Here is a 19,768-nt window from a genome sequence, read left to right as displayed (position 1 = left end):
GTCTATTAAGTTCAAATTATTTAATCTTTAACGCAAACAGCCTCAACCTCGATATCAACATCTTTGGGGAGTCTTGCTACTTCCACAACTGCGCGGGCAGGTTTATGGCTGCCAAAAAATTCTTCATAGATAGCATTTATTTTGGCAAAGTTATTCATATCTTTAATAAAGACAGTTACCTTTGCAACTTCGTTTAAGCTGAATCCTGCATGCTCAATAATATTTTTTAGATTGTTAAGCACAAGTTTTGTTTCATCTTCTATGTTTGTTAAGACAAGCTCACCTGTTTGAGGATTTATAGGTATTTGACCTGAAACAAAAAGCATATTGTTTACCTTAACAGCTTGAGAATATGGACCTATTGCAGCAGGTGCATTTTTTGTGTTTATAAATTCCATATTTTCCCTCCGTTTTAAATTTTTAAGGCTCTGATTACCCGCCAAGATAATGTGTATTTTTTATTTGCGGTCTCTATCGGTTTAAAAAATGATTCAAAAAATTCGTTATCCTTGAAAAGGGGGTTAAAGTAATTGTCATTTCCAAAAATCGCCTTTATCTCCTCAAGAGAAGTTTCCTGCATTATAGTTTCCTCTTTGACATCTACAAATATATTGCTCAATGAATTTTTTAATGTCACAAACCAGCGGTTTAACTTTTCTTTTACTGCATTTTGGGATATCTGACTCAGACCGTTTAAGATATCTTTGCCATATTCGTCATAAATATCGGGATAAACTACAAGTATTAGTCTGCCGGCGAGGTTTAGACATCTATGAAGCGAATGTATTACATCGTATAAAGGCTGAAATTTGTATGTTCCGCCCATAGATATCAATAAGTCGCATTTCAACCTATTTATGGTAAAAGCAAGATTCCCTTGCACAGGGACAGATATTATTCCGTCAATAGTTTTTATATTGGAAAAAGCCACATTATAGATTCTACCGAAAACCTTTTTTTCTTTAAGATAACCAGCTGTCAAATAATCGTTAAATGATATATCACAAACAGTGAGATTTTTATTCCCCTGAATATTAAGTCCGTCAAAAATCTTGAGATAAGTTAAAAATTTTTCTTCAGCTTTCGTAAAATTCATAAACATCCTTTACTAAAAAAAAATCTTAATGTATATTCGCCTAAAAATTATAGGCAGTTTTATATATTTATCAATACCCAAAATTTAAATTTACAAGAGGTGTGAGAATATAATGGATATTAATTATGTTTATCAGATGATTATGCCTGAAATGGAAAGTGTTGAAAAGGAGCTTATTAGAAACCTTGATTCTGATGTTGAGATGGTTAATGAAGTGGCCTCTTATGTATTTGAAAGTGGCGGCAAGAGGTTAAGGCCTGTGTTTATGGTGTTAGCTTCAAAGTTGTGTGGTTACTCCGGAGATAGAGCCACAGTTTTAAGTGGTGTGGTAGAGTATATTCATACTGCCACTTTGCTTCATGATGATGTTATTGACGGGGCAAAATACAGACGTGGCAGAAAAAGCGCAAATAATGTTTTTGGTAATGATATAACCGTGCTTTGCGGTGATTTTCTTTATTCAAGAGCCTTTATAAACCTTGTAAAGGATGGAGATGCAAGGGTGCAGATGATATTGGCAAATGCAGCTAAAACAATGAGTGAAGGGGAAGTATTTCAGCTGGTCAAAACTGCAGAGTTTAGCCTTAAAATAGAAGATTATTTAAAGATTATTTTTAGTAAGACAGCTGTCCTGTTTTCTGCTTGCTGTGAGATTGGTGGGATTTTAGGTGGCTTGGAAGATGAAAAAGTAAAAAATCTTGCTGAGTTTGGCAAAGTGGTTGGGCTTGCCTTTCAGATGAGTGACGATATTCTTGATTATCTTGGTGACCCTGAAAAAACAGGTAAAAAACCAGGTACTGATTTGAATGAAGGGAAGATGACTTTACCTCTTATTTTGTTAAGAGATATGGCTGACAAGAATGAAAAACAGAGATTAAGGGATATTATAGTCTCTGAAAATGCCAGCGAGGAAGATTTAACATATATTATCTCCTTGATGAAAAAATATGATATCAAAACCGCTTCGGAAAGGTATGTGGATGATTATGTAAATAAATCAAAAGAGCTTTTAAATATATTTCCTAAAAATGAATACAGGGACGCCCTTGAATTTTTGGCCGAATATGTCATAAAAAGAGACAGGTAAATGTTAAAACTGGCAAGTTATTTTGAATCACTTGCTGAAGATGGGGCTGTAAGATGTAATTTATGCCCCCATAGATGTAAAATCAAAAAGGGTGGGGCAGGGTTATGCCTGATAAGAAAAAATATAGATGGCAGACTTTATCAGACATCCTACGGTGAAGTTACATCCGTTAATATTGACCCGATTGAGAAAAAACCACTGTATCACTTTTATCCTACTTCTAAGATTTTATCCATTGGTACAAATGGTTGCAATCTGAAATGTGAATTTTGCCAAAATTATACAATCAGCACACAGGAAACTTTTAGAGAGGAAGTGTCAATTTCAGATTTGGTAAATTTGGCGAAAAAACATAACAGTATAGGGATTGCATACACTTATAACGAGCCTACAATATGGTTTGAATATGTGTTAGACTGTGGAAAAGCTTTTAGAGATAATGGCTTGAAAAATGTAGTTGTCAGTAATGGCAATATAAATAAAGAGCCACTGTTAGAGCTTATTAAGGTAATTGATGCTGCCAATATCGATTTGAAGGGGTTTACCGATGAGTTTTACAAATGGGTCAAAGGGGACCTTGAAACAGTCAAAAATACAATAAAAACTCTATTTGAAAATAATATCCATACGGAAGTTACTTTCCTTTTGATACCTAATAGAAATGATAATATAGATGATTTTAGGCGTATGTGTAAATTTTTAAAAGATATAAGTGTTGATATACCCCTTCATATTTCAAGGTATTTTCCTACTTATAAATGCACTGAGCTTCCCACAAGTATTGAAAAGATGATAGAATTTTATAAAGAAGCAAAAATATATTTAAATTATGTTTATTTGGGCAATGTCAATGCAGGTGATAATGGTAACAGCTATTGTCCTGATTGCGGCAATTTGCTTATCAAAAGGGATGGTTATTACACTGAAGTTATAAATAAAAGGGATTTTTGCGAAAAATGTTCAAAAAAATTGTATTTTCAACTTTAGCCCTATTGTTAATTACCGCCTGTAATCAAACATTTGTATCAAAGACCGGCTTTTGGATGGGCACTATCGTAGAGGTGACCTTTGATGCAGATAAAAGTAAAGAGGTGGATGAAGCATTAAGGTATCTTGAATCGCTCGAGAGCAAAATAAATAAATTTACCCTTAATTTAGATGAAAAAGGTGCAGCAGAATATGATGATGATATAAAATACCTTTTAAGTCGTAACGATTATTTTAAAACACTTTCAGGAGGAAGGTTTGATATTTCAGTAGGCACAATCGGTTATCTTTACGGGTTTCCTGAAGGGCCATATAAAGTGCCGAATGAAAGTACTTTAACTGAGTCACTTGAAAAAGTTCATAAAAATAGATTTTTAATCAAAGATGGCAAAATTATAAAAAGTGAAGATATTAGGATAGATATGGGTGCTTATGCCAAAGGCTATATTGTGGATAAGGCAAGCGGGTATCTTAAGCAGAAAGGTGTAAACAACTTTATTTTTAATGCAGGTGGTGACCTTTTTGCATCAGGAAACAAGAATGGGAAAAAATGGAAAATAGCAATCAAACACCCTGATGGTGAAGGCAAATTTTTAAGTGTAATCGGTTTGAGTGACAAGGCTGTAGCTACCAGTGGAAATTATGAGCGTTATTTTGAAAAGGATGGTAAGCGATATATCCACATATTTGATGCCTTAAGCGGTGAAAATGCAAACAATTATAAGAGTATAAGTGTTATCGCTGAAAATGTGGAAAAAGCTGATGGCCTTGCTACCGTATTTTTTCTTCTCTCAAAAAATGATATAAAAAGTATATGTGCCAAAGAAAACACTCCTGTAATGATTTATACACTTGATAATAAACTATTAAAATATTGCGGTTGGGAAAATTTTGAAATTAATTAAGCCGTTTGACATTGTTATTATCGCAGTATTGCTTTTGATTTCTTTGTCTATGATAATCTTAAATATCAAGAGTAGCGGAGAGAAACATTTTTTTCTTTATATAGATGACAAAAAGATTGAAATTAAAAATAGGGAAGGGCTTATCGATTTAAAAGATTACGGCAAAAATGTTATTGTTGAGATAACAGACGGAAAGGCAAGATTTGTTGAATCTGACTGTCGGGATAAAATTTGCATAAAGACAGAATTTATTGAGAGGTGTAAAGAGGTTGCCGTATGTCTGCCAAATAAGGTAGCTCTTGAAATAAAATGTATTGAGAATAAATTTGATGCAATTTCACAATAAAAGTGCCCTTGTCGGAATATTGACAGCTTTGTGTATAGTATTAGGATTTATGGAGATATTTATTCCAAGTCCCATCCCCTTTTTAAGACTTGGACTTGCAAATATTCCCATTATGATAGGGATATTCATCTTTGATGAAAAAAAATATGTTGTATACATAGCTTTATTAAAGTCATTTTTGCTACCTATTATTTCAGGTAACTTTTTTATAAAGATTATAGTTAGTATGCCATCTACAATTATTTCTACTGTAATAATGTTAATTATATATAAAATATTTTCAAAAAAGATTACTGCTGTTTCAATAGGTGCAGTAGGAGGATATTTTCATATTATTGTTCAACTTATTGTAATTAAAGTTTTTTTTATAAAATATCTTGATATTTATAAAATTATCCCTTATTTTTCACTACTTGGTCTTATAACCGGAATTTTAACGGGTATAATTGTTGAATATACAATAAAAAATATTATGAAGGTGAATGATGTTACAGAAAATTATTCTGGCTAGCGGCAGCCCGAGGAGGCGGGAGATTTTTACAAAGTTAGGTATAAATTTCCAATATGTTACTTCAGAGGTAGAAGAAAAGTTTGACGAGAATACTAATGTTGAAGAGCAGGTTATGAAAATTGCCGCTATGAAGGCGTATAGGGTTGCAAGTATCTATGATGAGGCTTTTATTGTGGGGGCTGATACAATTGTATATCTTGATAACCAGATAATTGGTAAGCCTAAAGATGCATACGATGCTCAACGTATATTAAAACTTTTAAGTGGAAAAATGCATGAAGTTATTACCGGTGTGGCTGTCGTAAATAAAAAACATAAAATATGTGAAATGTTTTATCAAAAGACGGAAGTATATTTTAAGAAGCTTAATGATGAAATAATCAATTGGTATATCGATTCTGAAGAGCCCCTTGATAAAGCAGGCGCTTACGGAATTCAAGGGAAGGGGAGTTTGCTCGTGGAAAAGATATATGGTGATTATGACAATGTAGTGGGGCTTCCTGCCGGTAAGCTACTTGAAACATTTGGAAAGCTTGGAATAAGACCTTATGGAGGATTTCATGAATTATAAAAGTATAGCGGATATGTTTTTGACTATTGCTAAGAAAAAGGGGTCAAAAAAATATATATTTTTTGAGGATAAGGTTTATAAATTTTCTCAAACAAGAGATTTGGTAATAAAATATGCTAACGCCTTGAAAGAGCAGGGTTTGAAAAAAGGTGATAGGGTAGGTGTGCTTCTTGAAAATTCCCCGGAGTTTATATTTTCAATTTTTGCTATATTTTTAAATGGTGCTGTTGCCGTGCCAATAAACACATTTTTGAAAGATGAAGAGATAAGCTATATATTAAATAACTGTGAAGCAAAATTTTTGATTACTTCAGACAATTTTTGGAGTGAAGTAAAAGAATTAAATGTGCCTTCACTTGTCAATAAATTTTCTTTTCAGGATGGCAATCTGACTAATCTTAGTAAAGTTGCCGAAGGCCAGACTCTTGATTTTGAAGTGCCTGAGATGGATTTAGAAGATATCGCTATTTTAATCTATACTTCAGGGACAACAGGTAATCCCAAAGGGGCTATGCTTACTCATATGAATCTATTGTCAAATGTAGATGCTTGCAACAAAGCTTTCAAAATTAAAAATAATGACAGATTTTTATTATTTTTACCTATGTTTCATTCATATGCATTTACTACTTGCATTATGCTTCCCACTTATGTTGGGTGTTCGATAATTATATTAAAGTCAGTAATGGAGCTTAAAAAGAAGAGCTTTAAAAATGTCCTTCTTTTCAAACGTCCTACCTTTTTTCTTGGTGTGCCGCAGGTATATACTGCTTTAAGTAAAGCAAAGCTTCCAGGCTGGTTTATAAAATTTTTATACCCTGTGAGGATACATGTAAGTGGTGGAGCACCGCTTCCTGAGGAAATATTGAAAGAATTTGAGGGTAAATTTAAAAGACCGATAATTGAAGGGTATGGGTTATCTGAAGCTTCCCCTGTAGTGGCAGTTAATCGCCTTGAGGAGCAGAGAGCTTATTCTGTTGGGCCAGCTTTGCCTGGGGTAGAAGTGAAAGTGGTAGATGATAACGAAGAAGAATTACCAGTAGGTGCAGTGGGGGAATTAATTGTGAAAGGTCCAAATGTTATGAAAGGTTATTGGGGCCTGCCTGAAGTAACAAAGATGACAATTAAAAATGGATGGCTTTTTACCGGGGATATGGCAAGGCTTGATGAAGATGGATTTATTTATATTGTTGATAGAAAGAAAGATTTGATAATTGTTAAAGGGATAAACCTTTATCCGAGAGAGATAGAAGAATTGTTATATACCGTTGACGGGGTTGAGGCTGCTGCTGTTATAGGTATTCCAGATAAGGCAAGCGGAGAAGTCCCGGTAGCTTATCTTTTACCAAAAGAGGGAGCAAAACTTGACCCTGCTGCAATTAAAGAGTTTCTAAAAGAGCATTTGGCAAATTTTAAGGTGCCAAGACATATCTATGTTGTTGATGAGTTACCTTTGACTGCTACGGGCAAAGTGTTAAAGAGAAAGCTAAAAGAGCAAGTGCTTTCAAAAGGTATGAATGTATAAAAATTATATGATATTACTAATTTAGCACCTAATATTGGGTGCTAAATCTTTTGTAGTCATGTCATATGCGATTAAAAAAAAGTTTGACATAAGTAAAAATTTTTTTTAAATAAGTCACATACCCAAAGTATTTATATTTATTAAAAAAAGATGTGTGGAGTGCTATGGATATTAATGAGTGCTATGATACTTTGGGTTTGACAAGGGATGCTTCGTTTGAGCAGGTCCATAAACGATTTATAGAGCTATCAAAAAGATTCCACCCGGACAGTAAATTTAACATAAGTGATACAGATAAAGTTTACTATCAGGAAAGGTTTAAAGAGATTAATGAAGCTTATCAGACTATAAAAAGTTCTTATGATGGTAAAACGATAGCTATTACAGAAAATAGAAACAGAAACTTGAGTAATTATGATATTGCTAAAGCTTACTATGCAAAGGGGGTGAATTTCCTTAAAGAGGGGGATATAAATAATGCCCTTGATTGCTTTTTAAATGCATACAGGAAAGACGAGACCAATCCGAGATATCTTCGCAATGTAGTAAAGTGCCTTATGGAAAAACCAAGAAGGCTTCATGAGTCAAAAGAATATTGTATGAAGCTGATTAAGCTTGAAGATTACAACGGTGAAAATTTCTTTTTGCTTGGCAAAATTTATTATAAAGCTGAGCTGAAAAGTGCAGCCTTAAATTATCTTAAAAAGGCTAAAATGTTAAATTATAAAAATAGTGAGCTTGATACTCTTCTTGAAGAGCTTGACGGAAAACCCGGATTTGCAAGGAAAGTGTTTTCAATTTTTGGAAAAAATAAAGATTAACTTTAGGGCAGGTAAACCCAGAAGATTTTGGCTACTTTATTGCTTATGTTTTTTACTTTGTGCTTTTTGGATGAGTTAAAATAAAAATACTCATCTTTTTCTAATTCATGAGTTATACCATCTAATGACAGCTGAATCTTCCCTTCAAGTATGTACCCTTGCTCTTCCCCCTCATGCTTTAATTCTTGCTCGTATCCACCATTTGGCATTAATTCTACGAGGTAGGTTTTCATTTTTAGTTTTGGGTTGTCAATGAGAAGATAAAGATTGTACTCCCCTTTTTTGGAGTAAATAAGCCTCGCATCATCAGCTAATTTAAAAACCTCTTTATTAATATGCAACCTATTATCTTCATCTTCAAAAAATTCAGCCAAAGTAAGGCCAAAAAAGGATGCAATCTGTTTTAGTGTTGATATGGAAGGGGTAGCTTTATTGTTTTCAATCATGGAAATATAGCTTTTAGTCTTCCCAATGGCATTGGCAAGCTGTAAAAGGCTTACCCCTTGAGATTTTCTTAGTGATTTGAGCTTTATGTGAAAATTTTTCTGAATCATATGGCAAAAAAAAGAGCCCGTATGGGCTCATCTTTTTATTAGTTTAAAGAGTCTTTAAAAAGTTTTCCTGGCAAAAACTTTGGAGATTTTTTAGCTGGAATTTCAATTGTTTCGCCAGTTTGAGGGTTTCTACCTTTTCTTGCTTTTCTCTCAGAAACGGAAAAAGTACCAAAGCCAACCAATGTAACCTTGTCTCCCCCTTTAAGAGCTTCAACCACTGACTCTTCGAAAGCTTTTAATACTCTTTCGATATCAGCCTTTTTTACAGTACCAGCTTTCTCTGCTACCTTTTCAATCAATTCTTTCTTATTCATCTATACCTCCTAGATTTAAAAATAACCGCCATTACTGTATAGCCTATGTTTACAAACATTTCAAACATTTTTTTTCCCTAAAATGAAAAAAAGCTCTCTTATAATTTTTGCTGCTACAATTGTTGATACGCCTGATTGATCATAGTGAGGTGAGAGCTCAACAACATCACAGCCTATTATATTCATATCATGCAGATTTCTTATTTTTTCCAGAAGTTGGATGTAAGTATAGCCTCCCGGTTCAGGAGTGCCTGTCCCAGGGAATATTGATGGATCAAGAACGTCAAGATCAACAGTTAAATAGACAGGTGCGTTACCAATAATTTTTTTGATATCATCAATCGGTCTGTTTAAAGTATTGTGTTTTTTTATAAGCTGATATTCTTCTTTTGTACCGCTTCTAATACCGTATTGGAATATTTTACCAAAACCTGTGATATCAGAAATTCTTCTTATAACCGTTGCATGAGATAAAGTGTCGCCTAAATAGTCGTCCCTTAAATCCGCATGTGCATCAAAATGGATTACATAAAGTTCAGGAAATTTGTCATACAATGCTTGAAATACCGGCAATGTAACAAGATGTTCTCCTCCAATGGCAAATACCTTTTTGTCTGATAAAGATTTTGTTTTTTCATAAATCATGGATAATGTTCTTTTAACATCGCCAAAAGGGAGCTCAATGTCACCTGTATCGCAAACCGATATATTTTCTTCTAAATCCGCATCAAATACAGGTGAGTACGTTTCTAACCCGTAAGATGCCTCTCTGATAGCATTTGGAGCAAATCTTGAGCCAGGCCTGTAACTACTAGTTCCATCGTAAGGCAGGCCGATTAAAGCAATCTCAGCTTCTTTTAACTCTTTGTTACAACCGATAAAACAGTTAGATATTGCCATATTTACCTCAATAAGTTTTATAGTTTTCCATTAGATAATTTGTAACATAGTCCTTTATAGATTCCTCTAATGTAGAAAAATCTTTTTCGTATCCCACACTCTTGAGCTTATCCATATCTGCTTCAGTAAAATATTGATATCTGTCTCTTAAATCTTCCGGCATATCAAAATATTCTATTTGACCATCTATGCCACTGTATTTAATAACACTTTCAGCCAAATCGTTAAAAGTCCTTGCAGTACCTGTTCCAAGGTTGTAAATATCTGATTTTGTTTGTTTTTCATAAAAAAATGTCAAGACTTTGCAAACATCAAGCACGTAAACAAAATCTCGTTTTTGCTCACCATCTTTATAACCGTCTTTGTGGGATTTAAAGAGACGTATCTTTTTTGTTTCTTTTAATTGGTTGTAAGCATGGAATATAACGCTTGCCATTCTTCCTTTATGATATTCATTTGGACCAAACACATTGAAAAACTTAAACCCTGCCCAGAAAGGTGGCTTGTCATTTTGCCTTAAAACCCACTCATCAAAAATCTGTTTGGAAAAACCGTAAGGGTTTAAAGGGCGAAGTTTGTTAATGAATTCGGTGTTGTCTGAATATCCGTATTCGCCTGCACCGTATGTTGCTGCACTGCTTGCATAAATAAATGGTATTTTTTTATCTTCGGCATATTTAAAAAGCTTTTTACTGTAGCCAAAATTTACGCTCATTAGATAATCAAGGTTTAATTCCGTAGTGTCTGCGCAAGCACCAATATGGAAAATAAATTTGATGTTATTAAAATTTCCAAGATTTTCAATAAAATAGTCCCTGTCAACAAAATCGATATATTTTTTCCCAAGTAAATTTTTCCATTTTTCTTTTGCTCCCAGCTTATCAACAGCCAAGATTCTATCTTCACCAAGCTTATTCAGATATCCCATCAGATAGCTGCCAATAAATCCTGCTGCTCCTGTAATAAGTATCATATAAAACCCCTTTAATTTTGATTTAGTAATGAAATAAACTTTAACACATTTAAAATCAAGATATTTGTTTTCAATATTGTTTGATTTTTTAAAAGGATTAAATATTTTATTTTGGAAAGTATGAATAAAAAAGGCATCCTTGCGGATGCCTTGAGTTATTTTATAAAGAGCTCAGCAATCTGAATAGCATTAAGTGCAGCACCCTTTCTTAATTGGTCACCAACAACCCAGAAACTCAAACTATTTTCAGCAGATATGTCTTTTCTTATTCTTCCCACATAGCAGTCATCTTTGCCTGCTACAAAAAGTGGCATAGGGTATTCATTTTTGTCTGGATTATCTATAATTTGTAAACCTTTAGCTGAAGCAAAAAGTTCTTTTGCCTTTTCAACAGATATCTCTTTCTCAGTTTCAACAGTGACAGCTTCTGAGTGTGCAGATAAAACAGGCACCCTGACACAAGTAGCACTTACCTTAATTGTATCGTCACCCATTATCTTTCTTGTTTCATTAAACATTTTCATCTCTTCTTTTGTGTAGCCGTTTTCAGTAAATTTATCGATATGTGGAATTACGTTAAATAGCAGTTGATGGGCAAAATTTTCTACTTTTAATTCCTTGCCTGCAGCCCAATCTCTTGTCTGTTTCATGAGCTCTTCCATTGCCTTAGCCCCTGCACCGGAGGCAGACTGATAAGAAGAAACTACAACCCTTTTAATCTTTGAATAGTCATGAAGTGGTTTGAGCGCAACTACCATAATGATTGTTGTGCAGTTAGGATTTGCAATAATTCCGTTGTGTTTGAAAGCATCTTGTGGGTTTACTTCAGGCACAACAAGAGGTACATCCCTATCCATCCTGAATGCAGAGCTGTTATCAATTACAAGTGCACCTGCTTTAGCTGCTGAAGGAGCAAATTCAAGACTTCTTGAACCGCCCGCAGAGAAAAGGGCAATATCTACATCCTTGAAAGAATCGTGAGTTAGTTCTTCTACTGTATATTCATTACCCTTAAACTTCAACTTTTTGCCAACAGATCTTGCAGAAGCAAGGAGTTTTAAGTTTTTGATAGGGAAATTTCTCTCTTCTAAAATTTGTAAGAAAGTTTCTCCGACTGCACCGGTGGCACCGGCAATTGCTACATTGTATGCACTCTTTTTAGTAAAATTAGTCATATTGCACCTCACCTTAGGTTTATAAATTTGAACTGTTATTACTATTAGACATAAATGTCAATAATTTTTAGAAGATAATTAAAAATAAAATTATTTTATTAGGATTTAATAGGTTATAAGATAATTTTTGTTTTGCAAACTGTATCAATTCAGTTGAAAAATATTTGTGCAGCTGTTACAAAGTCGCATGGAAAATAAAAGATTCACTTACACAATAAACAATAGAAAGTTTGTAATATCAAACGGTGCATTTGGCAGCGGTGAACACGAGACCACGAAAGGGTGTCTGAAATTAATTGGGGAGATGAATTTAAATGGTAAGTCTTTTTTAGATATTGGTTGTGGCACAGGGATATTGTCGATAGCAGCTTCCATGTGCGGTGCTGAAAATATTGTGGGTTTTGATATATCTTATAAGGCTTGTGTGACCAGTAAATTGAATATCATAGCCAATAATCTTGATAATATTTATATAGCTTGCGGAGATAACAACTGTATCAAATCAAAGTTTGATGTAATTGTGGCAAATATTTATGTAGATATAATTCTTAATCTACTCGAATATAATTTTCAAAGTTTAAAATCGGAAGGGGAGCTTGTTTTATCAGGCATCCCCATTGAGGATGCCTATTTTGTGAAATCTAAATATATAAACAGTGGATTTAAGTTTATAAGAGCCATTTATCACGAGGATTTTGTGACAATGCTTTATAAAAAGCTATGATAACCTGTTTTTGTAGTCAAAATAATCAAAATCCTTTTGATACGTTATAGTATAATCTTTGTCAAAGTAGATTATTGAGGGAAGTTCTATCCCATTAAATGTGGTATTTTTGACGAAAGAGTATAACGCCATATCAAGCAAAACCAATCTATCACCAACTTTCAGCGGGTTTTTGAACGTGTATGTACCTATAAAATCACCTGCCAGGCAAGATATCCCTCCAAGCCTGTAAGTGTATTTGTAAACACCTGGTTTGTCAGCTCCAATTATTTTTGGAGTATATGGCATTGCTAAAACATCAGGCATATGTGTTTCAGCGGAGCAGTCAAGAATAGCTATGTCAATTCCATTATAAATTATATCAAGCACTTCAGTGACAAATACACCAGCATTGAGCACCACTGCTTCACCCGGCTCGAGATATACATTGATGTTATTATGTTTTTTTCTAAATTTATTTATAGTTTCAATCAATAAATTGATATCGTAATCTTCACGAGTGATGTGATGACCTCCGCCAAAATTTACCCATTTTAACTTATCAATATATTTTCCAAATCTATTTTCAAAACTTTCAAGCACCCTTACAAGTACATCCGCATTTTGCTCACACATCGCATGAAAATGAAGGCCGTCTAACTGAGCAATATCAAAGTCAGTCAAATTTTCAGGGTTGACGCCAAACCTTGAGCCGACAGCACAAGGATCGTAAAGCTCAACTTCAACTTCAGAGTATCCGGGATTTACTCTCAAGCCCACTTCTTTCCCGTTCGATTTTGCCAAGTGTGCATATTTGTTAAACTGGTTGACAGAGTTGAATATTATGTGATCAGAATATTGTAAAACCTCATCAAATTGTTTTTTTGTAAAAGCGGGAGCAAAAGTATGTACCTCTTTTGAAAATTCTTCCCTTCCAAGTCTTGCCTCAACTGGACCGCTGGCACAGACTCCATGGAGATATTTTTTTATTATGTTAAATCCATAAGGTTGTGCAAATGCTTTTAAAGCAAGGAGTATTTTCGCTCCTGTCTCTTTTTGAACATAATCTAAAACTTGACAATTTTCCTCAATTTTCTTTTCACTGATAAGGTAGCAGGGTGTTTTAACCCTGCCGGTTATCTTTGTGGGAAAATATGTTTCTGCAATATCTACAAACTTTTTCATTCAGGTAATTTCCCGTCAAAATCGGTTACCTGCCATGGTAGACCGTATTTATTGAGCGCTTCCATAAATTTATCAGGGTCAAGTTGCTCTACATTAAATACCCCTTCACCTTTCCACTCACCGGTTAGAAACATCATAGCACCGATCATAGCAGGTACTCCGGTAGTGTAAGATACAGCTTGAGCTTGTACTTCTTTGTAGGCTTCTGCGTGGTCACATACATTATAGATGTATTTTTTAAATCTCTTGCCACCCTTTATACCGTCAAAAACGCAGCCGATTACAGTTTTCCCTTTATAGTTTTCCCCTAAGCTACCAGGGTCAGGCAACAGTGCTTTTAAAAATTTCAGTGGGACTACTTTACACCCTTCGTAATCTACTTCATCAATTCTTGTCATTCCAACATTTTGTAAAACTTTTAAATGAGTAAGGTAATTATCTGAAAAGGTCATCCAAAAGCGAATCCTTTTTAATCCTTTTATATTTTTTACAAGGGATTCCATCTCTTCGTGATATAAAAGATAGCTTTCTCTTGGTCCTGCTTCAGGATAATTAAATGTAAAATGAACGGAGCCATCTTCAATAATAGGTGGTGTTTCTACCCATTTACCTTCATTCCAATGTCTAACAACTTGGGTGACTTCCCGTATATTGATTTCAGGGTTAAAATTTGTCGCAAATGGATGCCCGTGGTCACCGGCATTGCAATCTAATATGTCAATATAATTAATTTCATCGTATAAGTGTTTTTGTGCATAAGCACAGAAAATATTTGTAACCCCCGGGTCAAAACCACAGCCTAAAATAGCCATTAACCCTTTTTCTTTAAATTTATCCTGATAAGCCCACTGCCAACTGTATTCAAAATGAGCTGTATCGATAGGCTCATAATTTGCAGTGTCAAGATAGTTTACTCCTGCTTCAAGGCAGGCATCCATAATTGTCAAGTCTTGATAAGGGAGTGCAACATTAATTACCAAATCAGGGTTATACTTTTTAAATAGTGCTACCAAATCCTTAACGTTATCAGCATCAACCTGCTCAACATTAATATCTACATTATAATTTTTCTTTACCTCTTTTGCTATTTGCTCACATTTAGATAATGTCCTGCTTGCCAGGCATATTTCTGTAAATACATTCGGCAAACTTGCACATTTTTTAGCAACAACGTTTCCAACGCCTCCAGCGCCAATAATAATTACTTTTCCCATAATTGCTCCTTTTTAGTCATTTTTACATCCTGCAATGGTTTTAAGATAACAGTTTTCACTCAGGAAAACATATAGTTTACCTAAAATATAGCTCCTCATATCATCATTTATCTTTTTTGATTCTTCTATTTTTTGTTTTAATCTTCTTTCAACATCTTTTATATCATAATCCATATCATCAAGTATATCCAAAATATTTTGGGCTTCAATGATATTTTTTATTTCGTAATTACCTTCTTCATCAAAATCCACAGTTAATTCAGTCGGATGGGTGAATAGGTTATGCTGCATCCCCATTGTTTCTTGATAAGCTCCTACAAGAAAGAAGCATAAAAAGTAATCTTCCTCAATGAGATTTACATCGTGTAAAAATAGAGGCTTTTGAGTATCAAAAGATATTTCCCCATCACTATCACAAGTTATATCCCATAAGCTTGCAGATCTTGTTGGTTTTTCATCTAATTTTTCAAGGGGCATAACTGGGAAATTTTGTCCGAGCCCCCAATAGTCGGGAAGGCTTTGGAATATTGAGAAATTTAAAAGGTATCTTTCTTGAATCATATTTTGAATATTTATTATGTCAGTTAGATCTTTATTCCTTAATAAATCCACAGCTTTTTTGATAATAAGGTGAACAAGTATCTCGGTATTACTCCTGTCTATCAAATCAATGTAACCAAGATCAAAAAGGGTTAAGAGGGATTCCATGTGATCCAAACTGTCATGTAAAAATTCTATGGCATTATTTTCATTCATTATCTTATACAGCTCGTATAATTCATCAATTAACGGTGGATTTTTTTCTTTAAGATTCAACTCTTTTTGATCGTATTCCTGAGAAAAAAGCTCAAGGACAGGTGCTACCACAATGGCATGACTTGCCGCTATAAATCTTCCTGCTTCTATGTATATATCAGGTTCTGGAACCTTTTTATTTTGTGCAATCATTTTCAAAAGATATACAACGTCACTTGTAAATTCTTCCAATGTATAGTTTTTTTCATATATTCCTTTGTGTTGGCTATATTCAACGGCAAGTCCGCCCCCAAGGTCAACAGAGTTTAAGTTTGTTGCCCCCATTTTGTAAAGTTCAGCATAAATGTTACCAGCTTCACGCAACGCCTTTTTCATTGGTGAAATTTCGCTAATTTGTGAGCCGATATGAAAATGTATCATTTTAAAATTTTCTAGCATATCGGCTTGTTTTAACATTGTCATAGCCTCTACAAGCTCCGCAGAAGTAAGTCCAAACTTTGAGTTTATGCCGCCACTTTTGGCCCAAATGCCGATACCTGAGCTGTGTAGTCTGATTCTTAGGCCAATATTGGGGTAAGGTGATCCCATCTCTTTTGCTACTTCCAGTATTGTTTCAAGCTCATTAATACCTTCTATTGTGATTGTGATATCGTGCCCCATTTGAGCAGCAATAAATCCAAGTGTTATCATTTCTTTATCTTTAAAACCATTAACAATTATGGGGCTGCCGAGATTTGTGTAGCTCATAGCAATGATAAGCTCAGGTTTACTGCCCGCTTCAAGCCCGTAGTTATAACCTTGGGAGATTTCGGTTAATGGTATTACAAAATTTGGGAATTGATTAACTTTAAGAGGGAATACACCGTTAAATTTCCCATTATATGAATATTCTTTCATCGATTTTTCAAAACTCTCAAAGAGTGTGTCTATCTGATTTTTAATGAGATGTGGAAATCTTATTAGCAAAGGACCTTTGTAGCCTTCGCTTCTGACATCTTTTACGATATCCACTATTGCAGGCTTTTTACCATGATTAATAATTACTTTACCGTCTTTAATTTTAAAATAATTCTTGGACCAAATTTTTATTCCATAATCCATATATTTACCTCAAAAAAGGATTGGTTTTCTTTTCAAAACCTATAGTTGTTTTATCCCCATGTCCTGGTATTACTACTGTCTCACTTGGCAACTTAAATAATTTATTTTTAATCCCGCTTACCAGCGCATCGAAATCTGAGTAAGGAAAATCAGTCCTCCCTATTGAGAGGTAAAAAAGGGAGTCCCCCGATATTAGAATATGTTGATTCTCAATTAGATAACACATACCCCCTGGAGTGTGCCCCGGGGTTGCAATAGCTCTAATTTTGACCCCCTCAATTTCAAAAATATCACCGTCCTTGACATCTTTGTCTATAATTGGAGCTTTTCTTGGGGGTAGGCCGAAAATAACAGCCTGTTTAGCAGAGTCTTCCATAATTTGCTCATCCTTTTTTGAGACGTAAAATGGAATATTATATTTTTCTTTTATTTCATTTACAGCGCCAATGTGGTCAAAATGACCGTGTGTGTTTAAGATAAATAACGGCGTCAGTTTATTCTTTGTGAGATACTCATCTATTTCTTTAAAATCATCACCCGGGTCAAATATTATACATTTGTCATTAACTGAAAAAATGGAGCAGTTTACATAAAGGGGGCCTACATTTAAAATCTGAAGTTTCATCTCTTCTCCCATGAAAACTTATTTTTCTTGTTTTTCTAAGATTATAGTTACAGGGCCGTTATTTACAAGGCCAATTTTCATTTTTGCTCCAAATACACCTGTTTTAACTTTACTCTCTCCAAGTATATTTTTGCATTTTTCTATAAATTTTTCATAATATCTTACAGCTTTTTCAGGATGCATTGCATTCATAAAATCAGGTCTCATCCCCTTTTTAACTTCACCTGCCAGAGTAAATTGACTTACTATCAATAGCTCTCCCTCAATATCCTGAACGGATAAGTCCATCTTCCCAGAATCATTTTCAAAGATACGAAGTCCGCAGACCTTTTTTGACATAAAATCGATATAAGATTCTTCATCATTATTAAAGAAGCCCACAAGGACCAAGAGACCTTTTTCTATTTGAGAATATATTTTTCCATCTATTTCAACGTAAGCGGAATCAGCCCTTTGGATGCAGCATTTCACTTGAGTACTCTCCTTATATTAACTTTTAGTACTGCTAAACAAAGAAAGTAAGTCATAGCAGAAATTAAAATTACAATCAATAGGTTTAAACTGTAATGTTTTAATATTGTTACAACTGTAGCCATTATTGCAGAAGCTGAAACTATTTTCAAAATAATTGCCAAGTTGTTTTTAAAATTAAAACTATAATCTCTGATATATGCATACAAAAGAAATGCATTGATTCCAGCGGCAAACGAGGATGCAAGTGCAATGCCTGCGTGAGAAAACCATTTTATAAACAATAGCATGAAAATTACATTACAAATAAATGAGATTGCTGCTATTTTTACGGGAGTTTTTGTATCTTTTCGCGAATGGAAAACTTTTGTAAAAAGGTTTACAAAAGAAAAGAATATTAATCCGGCTGAATACATAATGAGAGCTGAAGCAGTTTGCGCTGCATCAAGTGCTGTAAAGTGGTTTCTCTGATAAATAAAACGTGTAATTTCGTCAGATAGTAAGATAAGACCAATTGTTGCAGGGAGTATTATTAAAATGATGGCAATAAATGCTTTGTCAATAAGGTTGTGTTGTTTTGATTGTGTATCAATTATGTCAGTTTTGCTAAGTTCGGCAAGTGCTACCCCGCTTAGTGCAACAGAAAATACACCAAGTGGGAATTGAAAGAGGCGATTTGCATAATATAGATATGAAATGCTCCCCTCATTTAAAAAAGAGGCTATAATTCTACCAACGGTAAAGTTTAATTGGCTAATGCCAACTCCAAAAATAGACGGAATTATAAGTAAGAATGTTTTTTTTACATTATCTGACATTTTAAGGTTTGATTGTATTCTGTAGCCGTAAATGTAAGAGAATACAAATAATAATAGTAATTGTAAAATTCCGCCTACGAAAACACCGTAAGCCAAATAATAAATATTATTATCAAATATCCACCCAATATAAGCCCCTGCTATCATTGAAATGTTTAAAAGGGCTGTAGATGATTGGGGGATAAAAAAACTTCCAAGAAGATTTAAAAAGCCAGCAAATATTGAAGATATGCTTATAAATAGAAGATACGGCATAACAATCTTCAAAATGTTTGAAGCAAAAATGACCATCTCTTTATCGGTTGCATACCCAGGCAGAAATAATAAAATAAAGTATTTGGAAAAGATTATTATAATAAAGGTTAATAATCCTACAATTAAGAACAAATATGTAATTATTTTTGTCATATATGTGTTGGAATATTTGACCCCTTTATTTCTATTTTCCGCTAAAATGGGGATAAATGCAGAAGAAAGTGCCCCTTCTGCAAATAAGGCTCTGAATAAGTTTGGAATGGCAAATGCAACAAAAAAAGCATCGGTATATTTGGAAGCACCGAAAAGAGCGGCAATAACTAAGTCCCTGATAAGTCCAAATATTCTACTGGTAAATACTCCGAAGCTTGAGTGTAATATTTTTGCAAATAAAGAACGTTTTTTTTCTTTAAATTTCATTATAGTTAAACTTCAATAACCTCTTTTTGAATATTTTAGCTACAGTTTTTCTAAAATTTACTTTACACATAACATTATACAAGTTATAATACGATATAGTTAAAAATGGAAGTAATTTTATCTTTTAAAGGAGGCTGTCGGTTATGACTAAATCAGAATTAATTGAAAAGCTATCAGAAGAATACCCTGATATGACTAAGAAGCAGATTGAGTTTATTGTAAATGGTGTGTTTTCATCTATTAAAGATACTCTTAAAAGTGGTGGTAAGGTAGAGATTAGGGGATTTGGAAGTTTTAAAGTCAGAGAAAAATCTGCAAAAACCGGAAGAAACCCTAAAACTGGGGAAAAGGTTGAAGTTCCTGCCAAAAAAGTTCCTTATTTTAAACCTGGGAAAGAGATTAAGGAGCAGTTAATAAACCTTTAATAAAAATTATACTGTTTTAAATGTTTTTTA

General features: G+C 33.9%; 23 protein-coding genes. 10 read left to right on the top strand and 13 right to left on the bottom strand.

The genetic code is table 11. The annotated features are described in order from the left end of the window. Positions 1-20: 20 nt before the first annotated feature. Positions 21-398: a RidA family protein gene (locus LF845_RS08200; protein ID WP_242820528.1), complete on the bottom strand. Its 378-nt coding sequence runs from the start codon at positions 396-398 to the stop codon at positions 21-23. Between the two features lie 14 nt (positions 399-412). Beyond that, entirely contained in the window at positions 413-1,096 is a 684-nt protein-coding gene (locus LF845_RS08195) for a hypothetical protein (RefSeq protein WP_242820527.1), read from the bottom strand. A 112-nt stretch (positions 1,097-1,208) separates the two neighbouring features. Between LF845_RS08195 and LF845_RS08190 the strand changes: the two genes are divergently transcribed. The 8 genes from LF845_RS08190 (at position 1,209) to LF845_RS08155 (ending at position 7,849) form a co-directional block, all read left to right on the top strand. Continuing rightward, positions 1,209-2,183 (top strand): polyprenyl synthetase family protein, encoded by a 975-nt coding sequence (locus LF845_RS08190; RefSeq protein ID WP_242820526.1) that lies wholly within the window; start codon positions 1,209-1,211, stop codon positions 2,181-2,183. After that, the gene (amrS, locus tag LF845_RS08185; RefSeq protein ID WP_242820525.1) at positions 2,184-3,170 is read left to right on the top strand and encodes an AmmeMemoRadiSam system radical SAM enzyme; all 987 of its coding nucleotides are present in this window, start codon (positions 2,184-2,186) and stop codon (positions 3,168-3,170) included. Continuing rightward, positions 3,140-4,075, top strand: coding sequence for an FAD:protein FMN transferase (locus LF845_RS08180; RefSeq protein ID WP_242820524.1), 936 nt, complete (start codon positions 3,140-3,142; stop codon positions 4,073-4,075). Before amrS ends, LF845_RS08180 begins: the two co-directional genes overlap by 31 nt. Beyond that, the gene (locus LF845_RS08175; RefSeq protein WP_242820523.1) at positions 4,062-4,421 is read left to right on the top strand and encodes a NusG domain II-containing protein; all 360 of its coding nucleotides are present in this window, start codon (positions 4,062-4,064) and stop codon (positions 4,419-4,421) included. Before LF845_RS08180 ends, LF845_RS08175 begins: the two co-directional genes overlap by 14 nt. Beyond that, positions 4,405-4,932, top strand: coding sequence for a Gx transporter family protein (locus LF845_RS08170; protein ID WP_242820522.1), 528 nt, complete (start codon positions 4,405-4,407; stop codon positions 4,930-4,932). The genes LF845_RS08175 and LF845_RS08170 overlap by 17 nt, the downstream gene beginning before the upstream one ends. Next, a complete protein-coding gene (locus tag LF845_RS08165; RefSeq protein WP_242820521.1) occupies positions 4,907-5,503 on the top strand; it encodes a Maf family protein in 597 nt (198 codons plus the stop codon). The genes LF845_RS08170 and LF845_RS08165 overlap by 26 nt, the downstream gene beginning before the upstream one ends. Continuing rightward, complete coding sequence (locus LF845_RS08160; protein ID WP_242820520.1) at positions 5,493-7,028, top strand: long-chain-fatty-acid--CoA ligase; 1,536 nt, start codon at positions 5,493-5,495, stop codon at positions 7,026-7,028. The genes LF845_RS08165 and LF845_RS08160 overlap by 11 nt, the downstream gene beginning before the upstream one ends. A gap of 164 nt (positions 7,029-7,192) precedes the next feature. Continuing rightward, complete coding sequence (locus LF845_RS08155; RefSeq protein WP_242820519.1) at positions 7,193-7,849, top strand: J domain-containing protein; 657 nt, start codon at positions 7,193-7,195, stop codon at positions 7,847-7,849. A gap of 2 nt (positions 7,850-7,851) precedes the next feature. Here the strand turns inward: LF845_RS08155 and LF845_RS08150 are convergent, their stop codons facing one another. The 5 genes from LF845_RS08150 to LF845_RS08130 form a co-directional block, all read right to left on the bottom strand. After that, positions 7,852-8,403, bottom strand: a complete 552-nt coding sequence (locus tag LF845_RS08150; protein ID WP_242820518.1) for a helix-turn-helix domain-containing protein — start codon at positions 8,401-8,403, stop codon at positions 7,852-7,854. Positions 8,404-8,441: 38 nt separating this feature from the next. Then, positions 8,442-8,717 carry an HU family DNA-binding protein gene (locus tag LF845_RS08145; protein WP_242820517.1) on the bottom strand — a complete coding sequence of 92 codons (276 nt, stop codon included), beginning with the start codon at positions 8,715-8,717 and terminating at the stop codon, positions 8,442-8,444. A gap of 60 nt (positions 8,718-8,777) precedes the next feature. Beyond that, positions 8,778-9,617, bottom strand: coding sequence for an agmatinase (gene speB / locus LF845_RS08140; protein ID WP_242820516.1), 840 nt, complete (start codon positions 9,615-9,617; stop codon positions 8,778-8,780). 7 nt (positions 9,618-9,624) lie between these two features. Then, positions 9,625-10,590, bottom strand: a complete 966-nt coding sequence (gene rfaD / locus LF845_RS08135) for an ADP-glyceromanno-heptose 6-epimerase (RefSeq protein WP_242820515.1) — start codon at positions 10,588-10,590, stop codon at positions 9,625-9,627. A 155-nt stretch (positions 10,591-10,745) separates the two neighbouring features. Next, complete coding sequence (locus tag LF845_RS08130; RefSeq protein WP_242820514.1) at positions 10,746-11,765, bottom strand: aspartate-semialdehyde dehydrogenase; 1,020 nt, start codon at positions 11,763-11,765, stop codon at positions 10,746-10,748. A 187-nt stretch (positions 11,766-11,952) separates the two neighbouring features. On the opposite strand from LF845_RS08130, the gene LF845_RS08125 reads away from it, so the two are divergent. Further along, entirely contained in the window at positions 11,953-12,489 is a 537-nt protein-coding gene (locus tag LF845_RS08125; protein WP_242820513.1) for a 50S ribosomal protein L11 methyltransferase, read from the top strand. On the opposite strand, the gene nspC is transcribed toward LF845_RS08125, so the two are convergent. From nspC to murJ, 6 genes are read right to left on the bottom strand one after another with little or no spacing between them, the layout of a single operon-like run. Next, positions 12,484-13,653, bottom strand: a complete 1,170-nt coding sequence (gene nspC, locus LF845_RS08120) for a carboxynorspermidine decarboxylase (RefSeq protein WP_242820512.1) — start codon at positions 13,651-13,653, stop codon at positions 12,484-12,486. The two genes, LF845_RS08125 and nspC, sit on opposite strands and share 6 nt — an antisense overlap. After that, positions 13,650-14,867, bottom strand: a complete 1,218-nt coding sequence (locus LF845_RS08115; protein ID WP_242820511.1) for a saccharopine dehydrogenase family protein — start codon at positions 14,865-14,867, stop codon at positions 13,650-13,652. The genes nspC and LF845_RS08115 overlap by 4 nt, the downstream gene beginning before the upstream one ends. 12 nt (positions 14,868-14,879) lie before the next feature. Then, positions 14,880-16,724, bottom strand: coding sequence for a biosynthetic arginine decarboxylase (gene speA / locus LF845_RS08110; RefSeq protein ID WP_242820510.1), 1,845 nt, complete (start codon positions 16,722-16,724; stop codon positions 14,880-14,882). A gap of 4 nt (positions 16,725-16,728) precedes the next feature. Continuing rightward, on the bottom strand, positions 16,729-17,349 hold the full coding sequence (locus LF845_RS08105; protein WP_242820509.1) for an MBL fold metallo-hydrolase: 621 nt from the start codon (positions 17,347-17,349) through the stop codon (positions 16,729-16,731). Between the two features lie 18 nt (positions 17,350-17,367). Next, positions 17,368-17,820, bottom strand: coding sequence for a D-aminoacyl-tRNA deacylase (gene dtd / locus LF845_RS08100; protein ID WP_242820508.1), 453 nt, complete (start codon positions 17,818-17,820; stop codon positions 17,368-17,370). Then, positions 17,817-19,313 (bottom strand): murein biosynthesis integral membrane protein MurJ, encoded by a 1,497-nt coding sequence (gene murJ, locus LF845_RS08095; RefSeq protein ID WP_242820507.1) that lies wholly within the window; start codon positions 19,311-19,313, stop codon positions 17,817-17,819. Before murJ ends, dtd begins: the two co-directional genes overlap by 4 nt. Positions 19,314-19,456: 143 nt before the next feature. On the opposite strand from murJ, the gene LF845_RS08090 reads away from it, so the two are divergent. Then, the gene (locus LF845_RS08090) at positions 19,457-19,738 is read left to right on the top strand and encodes an integration host factor subunit beta (protein ID WP_242820506.1); all 282 of its coding nucleotides are present in this window, start codon (positions 19,457-19,459) and stop codon (positions 19,736-19,738) included. The last annotated feature ends 30 nt before the right edge of the window (positions 19,739-19,768 follow it).

The sequence above is a fragment of the Deferrivibrio essentukiensis genome, from assembly GCF_020480685.1.
Taxonomy (GTDB): domain Bacteria; phylum Chrysiogenota; class Deferribacteres; order Deferribacterales; family Deferrivibrionaceae; genus Deferrivibrio; species Deferrivibrio essentukiensis.
Note: the sequence above shows the minus strand (reverse complement) of the source record. Positions and strands in the feature narration are given on the sequence as shown.

Excerpts from the sequence above, each read along its gene's own strand:
- LF845_RS08200 (WP_242820528.1), bottom strand. The coding sequence starts at position 398 with ATGGAATTTATAAACACAAAAAATGCACCTGCTGCAATAGGTCCATAT.
- LF845_RS08195 (WP_242820527.1), bottom strand. The coding sequence starts at position 1,096 with ATGAATTTTACGAAAGCTGAAGAAAAATTTTTAACTTATCTCAAGATT.
- LF845_RS08190 (WP_242820526.1), top strand. The coding sequence starts at position 1,209 with ATGGATATTAATTATGTTTATCAGATGATTATGCCTGAAATGGAAAGT.
- amrS (WP_242820525.1), top strand. The coding sequence starts at position 2,184 with ATGTTAAAACTGGCAAGTTATTTTGAATCACTTGCTGAAGATGGGGCT.
- LF845_RS08180 (WP_242820524.1), top strand. The coding sequence starts at position 3,140 with ATGTTCAAAAAAATTGTATTTTCAACTTTAGCCCTATTGTTAATTACC.
- LF845_RS08170 (WP_242820522.1), top strand. The coding sequence starts at position 4,405 with ATGCAATTTCACAATAAAAGTGCCCTTGTCGGAATATTGACAGCTTTG.
- LF845_RS08165 (WP_242820521.1), top strand. The coding sequence starts at position 4,907 with ATGTTACAGAAAATTATTCTGGCTAGCGGCAGCCCGAGGAGGCGGGAG.
- LF845_RS08160 (WP_242820520.1), top strand. The coding sequence starts at position 5,493 with ATGAATTATAAAAGTATAGCGGATATGTTTTTGACTATTGCTAAGAAA.
- LF845_RS08155 (WP_242820519.1), top strand. The coding sequence starts at position 7,193 with ATGGATATTAATGAGTGCTATGATACTTTGGGTTTGACAAGGGATGCT.
- LF845_RS08150 (WP_242820518.1), bottom strand. The coding sequence starts at position 8,403 with ATGATTCAGAAAAATTTTCACATAAAGCTCAAATCACTAAGAAAATCT.
- LF845_RS08145 (WP_242820517.1), bottom strand. The coding sequence starts at position 8,717 with ATGAATAAGAAAGAATTGATTGAAAAGGTAGCAGAGAAAGCTGGTACT.
- speB (WP_242820516.1), bottom strand. The coding sequence starts at position 9,617 with ATGGCAATATCTAACTGTTTTATCGGTTGTAACAAAGAGTTAAAAGAA.
- rfaD (WP_242820515.1), bottom strand. The coding sequence starts at position 10,590 with ATGATACTTATTACAGGAGCAGCAGGATTTATTGGCAGCTATCTGATG.
- LF845_RS08130 (WP_242820514.1), bottom strand. The coding sequence starts at position 11,765 with ATGACTAATTTTACTAAAAAGAGTGCATACAATGTAGCAATTGCCGGT.
- LF845_RS08125 (WP_242820513.1), top strand. The coding sequence starts at position 11,953 with ATGGAAAATAAAAGATTCACTTACACAATAAACAATAGAAAGTTTGTA.
- nspC (WP_242820512.1), bottom strand. The coding sequence starts at position 13,653 with ATGAAAAAGTTTGTAGATATTGCAGAAACATATTTTCCCACAAAGATA.
- LF845_RS08115 (WP_242820511.1), bottom strand. The coding sequence starts at position 14,867 with ATGGGAAAAGTAATTATTATTGGCGCTGGAGGCGTTGGAAACGTTGTT.
- speA (WP_242820510.1), bottom strand. The coding sequence starts at position 16,724 with ATGGATTATGGAATAAAAATTTGGTCCAAGAATTATTTTAAAATTAAA.
- LF845_RS08105 (WP_242820509.1), bottom strand. The coding sequence starts at position 17,349 with ATGAAACTTCAGATTTTAAATGTAGGCCCCCTTTATGTAAACTGCTCC.
- murJ (WP_242820507.1), bottom strand. The coding sequence starts at position 19,313 with ATGAAATTTAAAGAAAAAAAACGTTCTTTATTTGCAAAAATATTACAC.
- LF845_RS08090 (WP_242820506.1), top strand. The coding sequence starts at position 19,457 with ATGACTAAATCAGAATTAATTGAAAAGCTATCAGAAGAATACCCTGAT.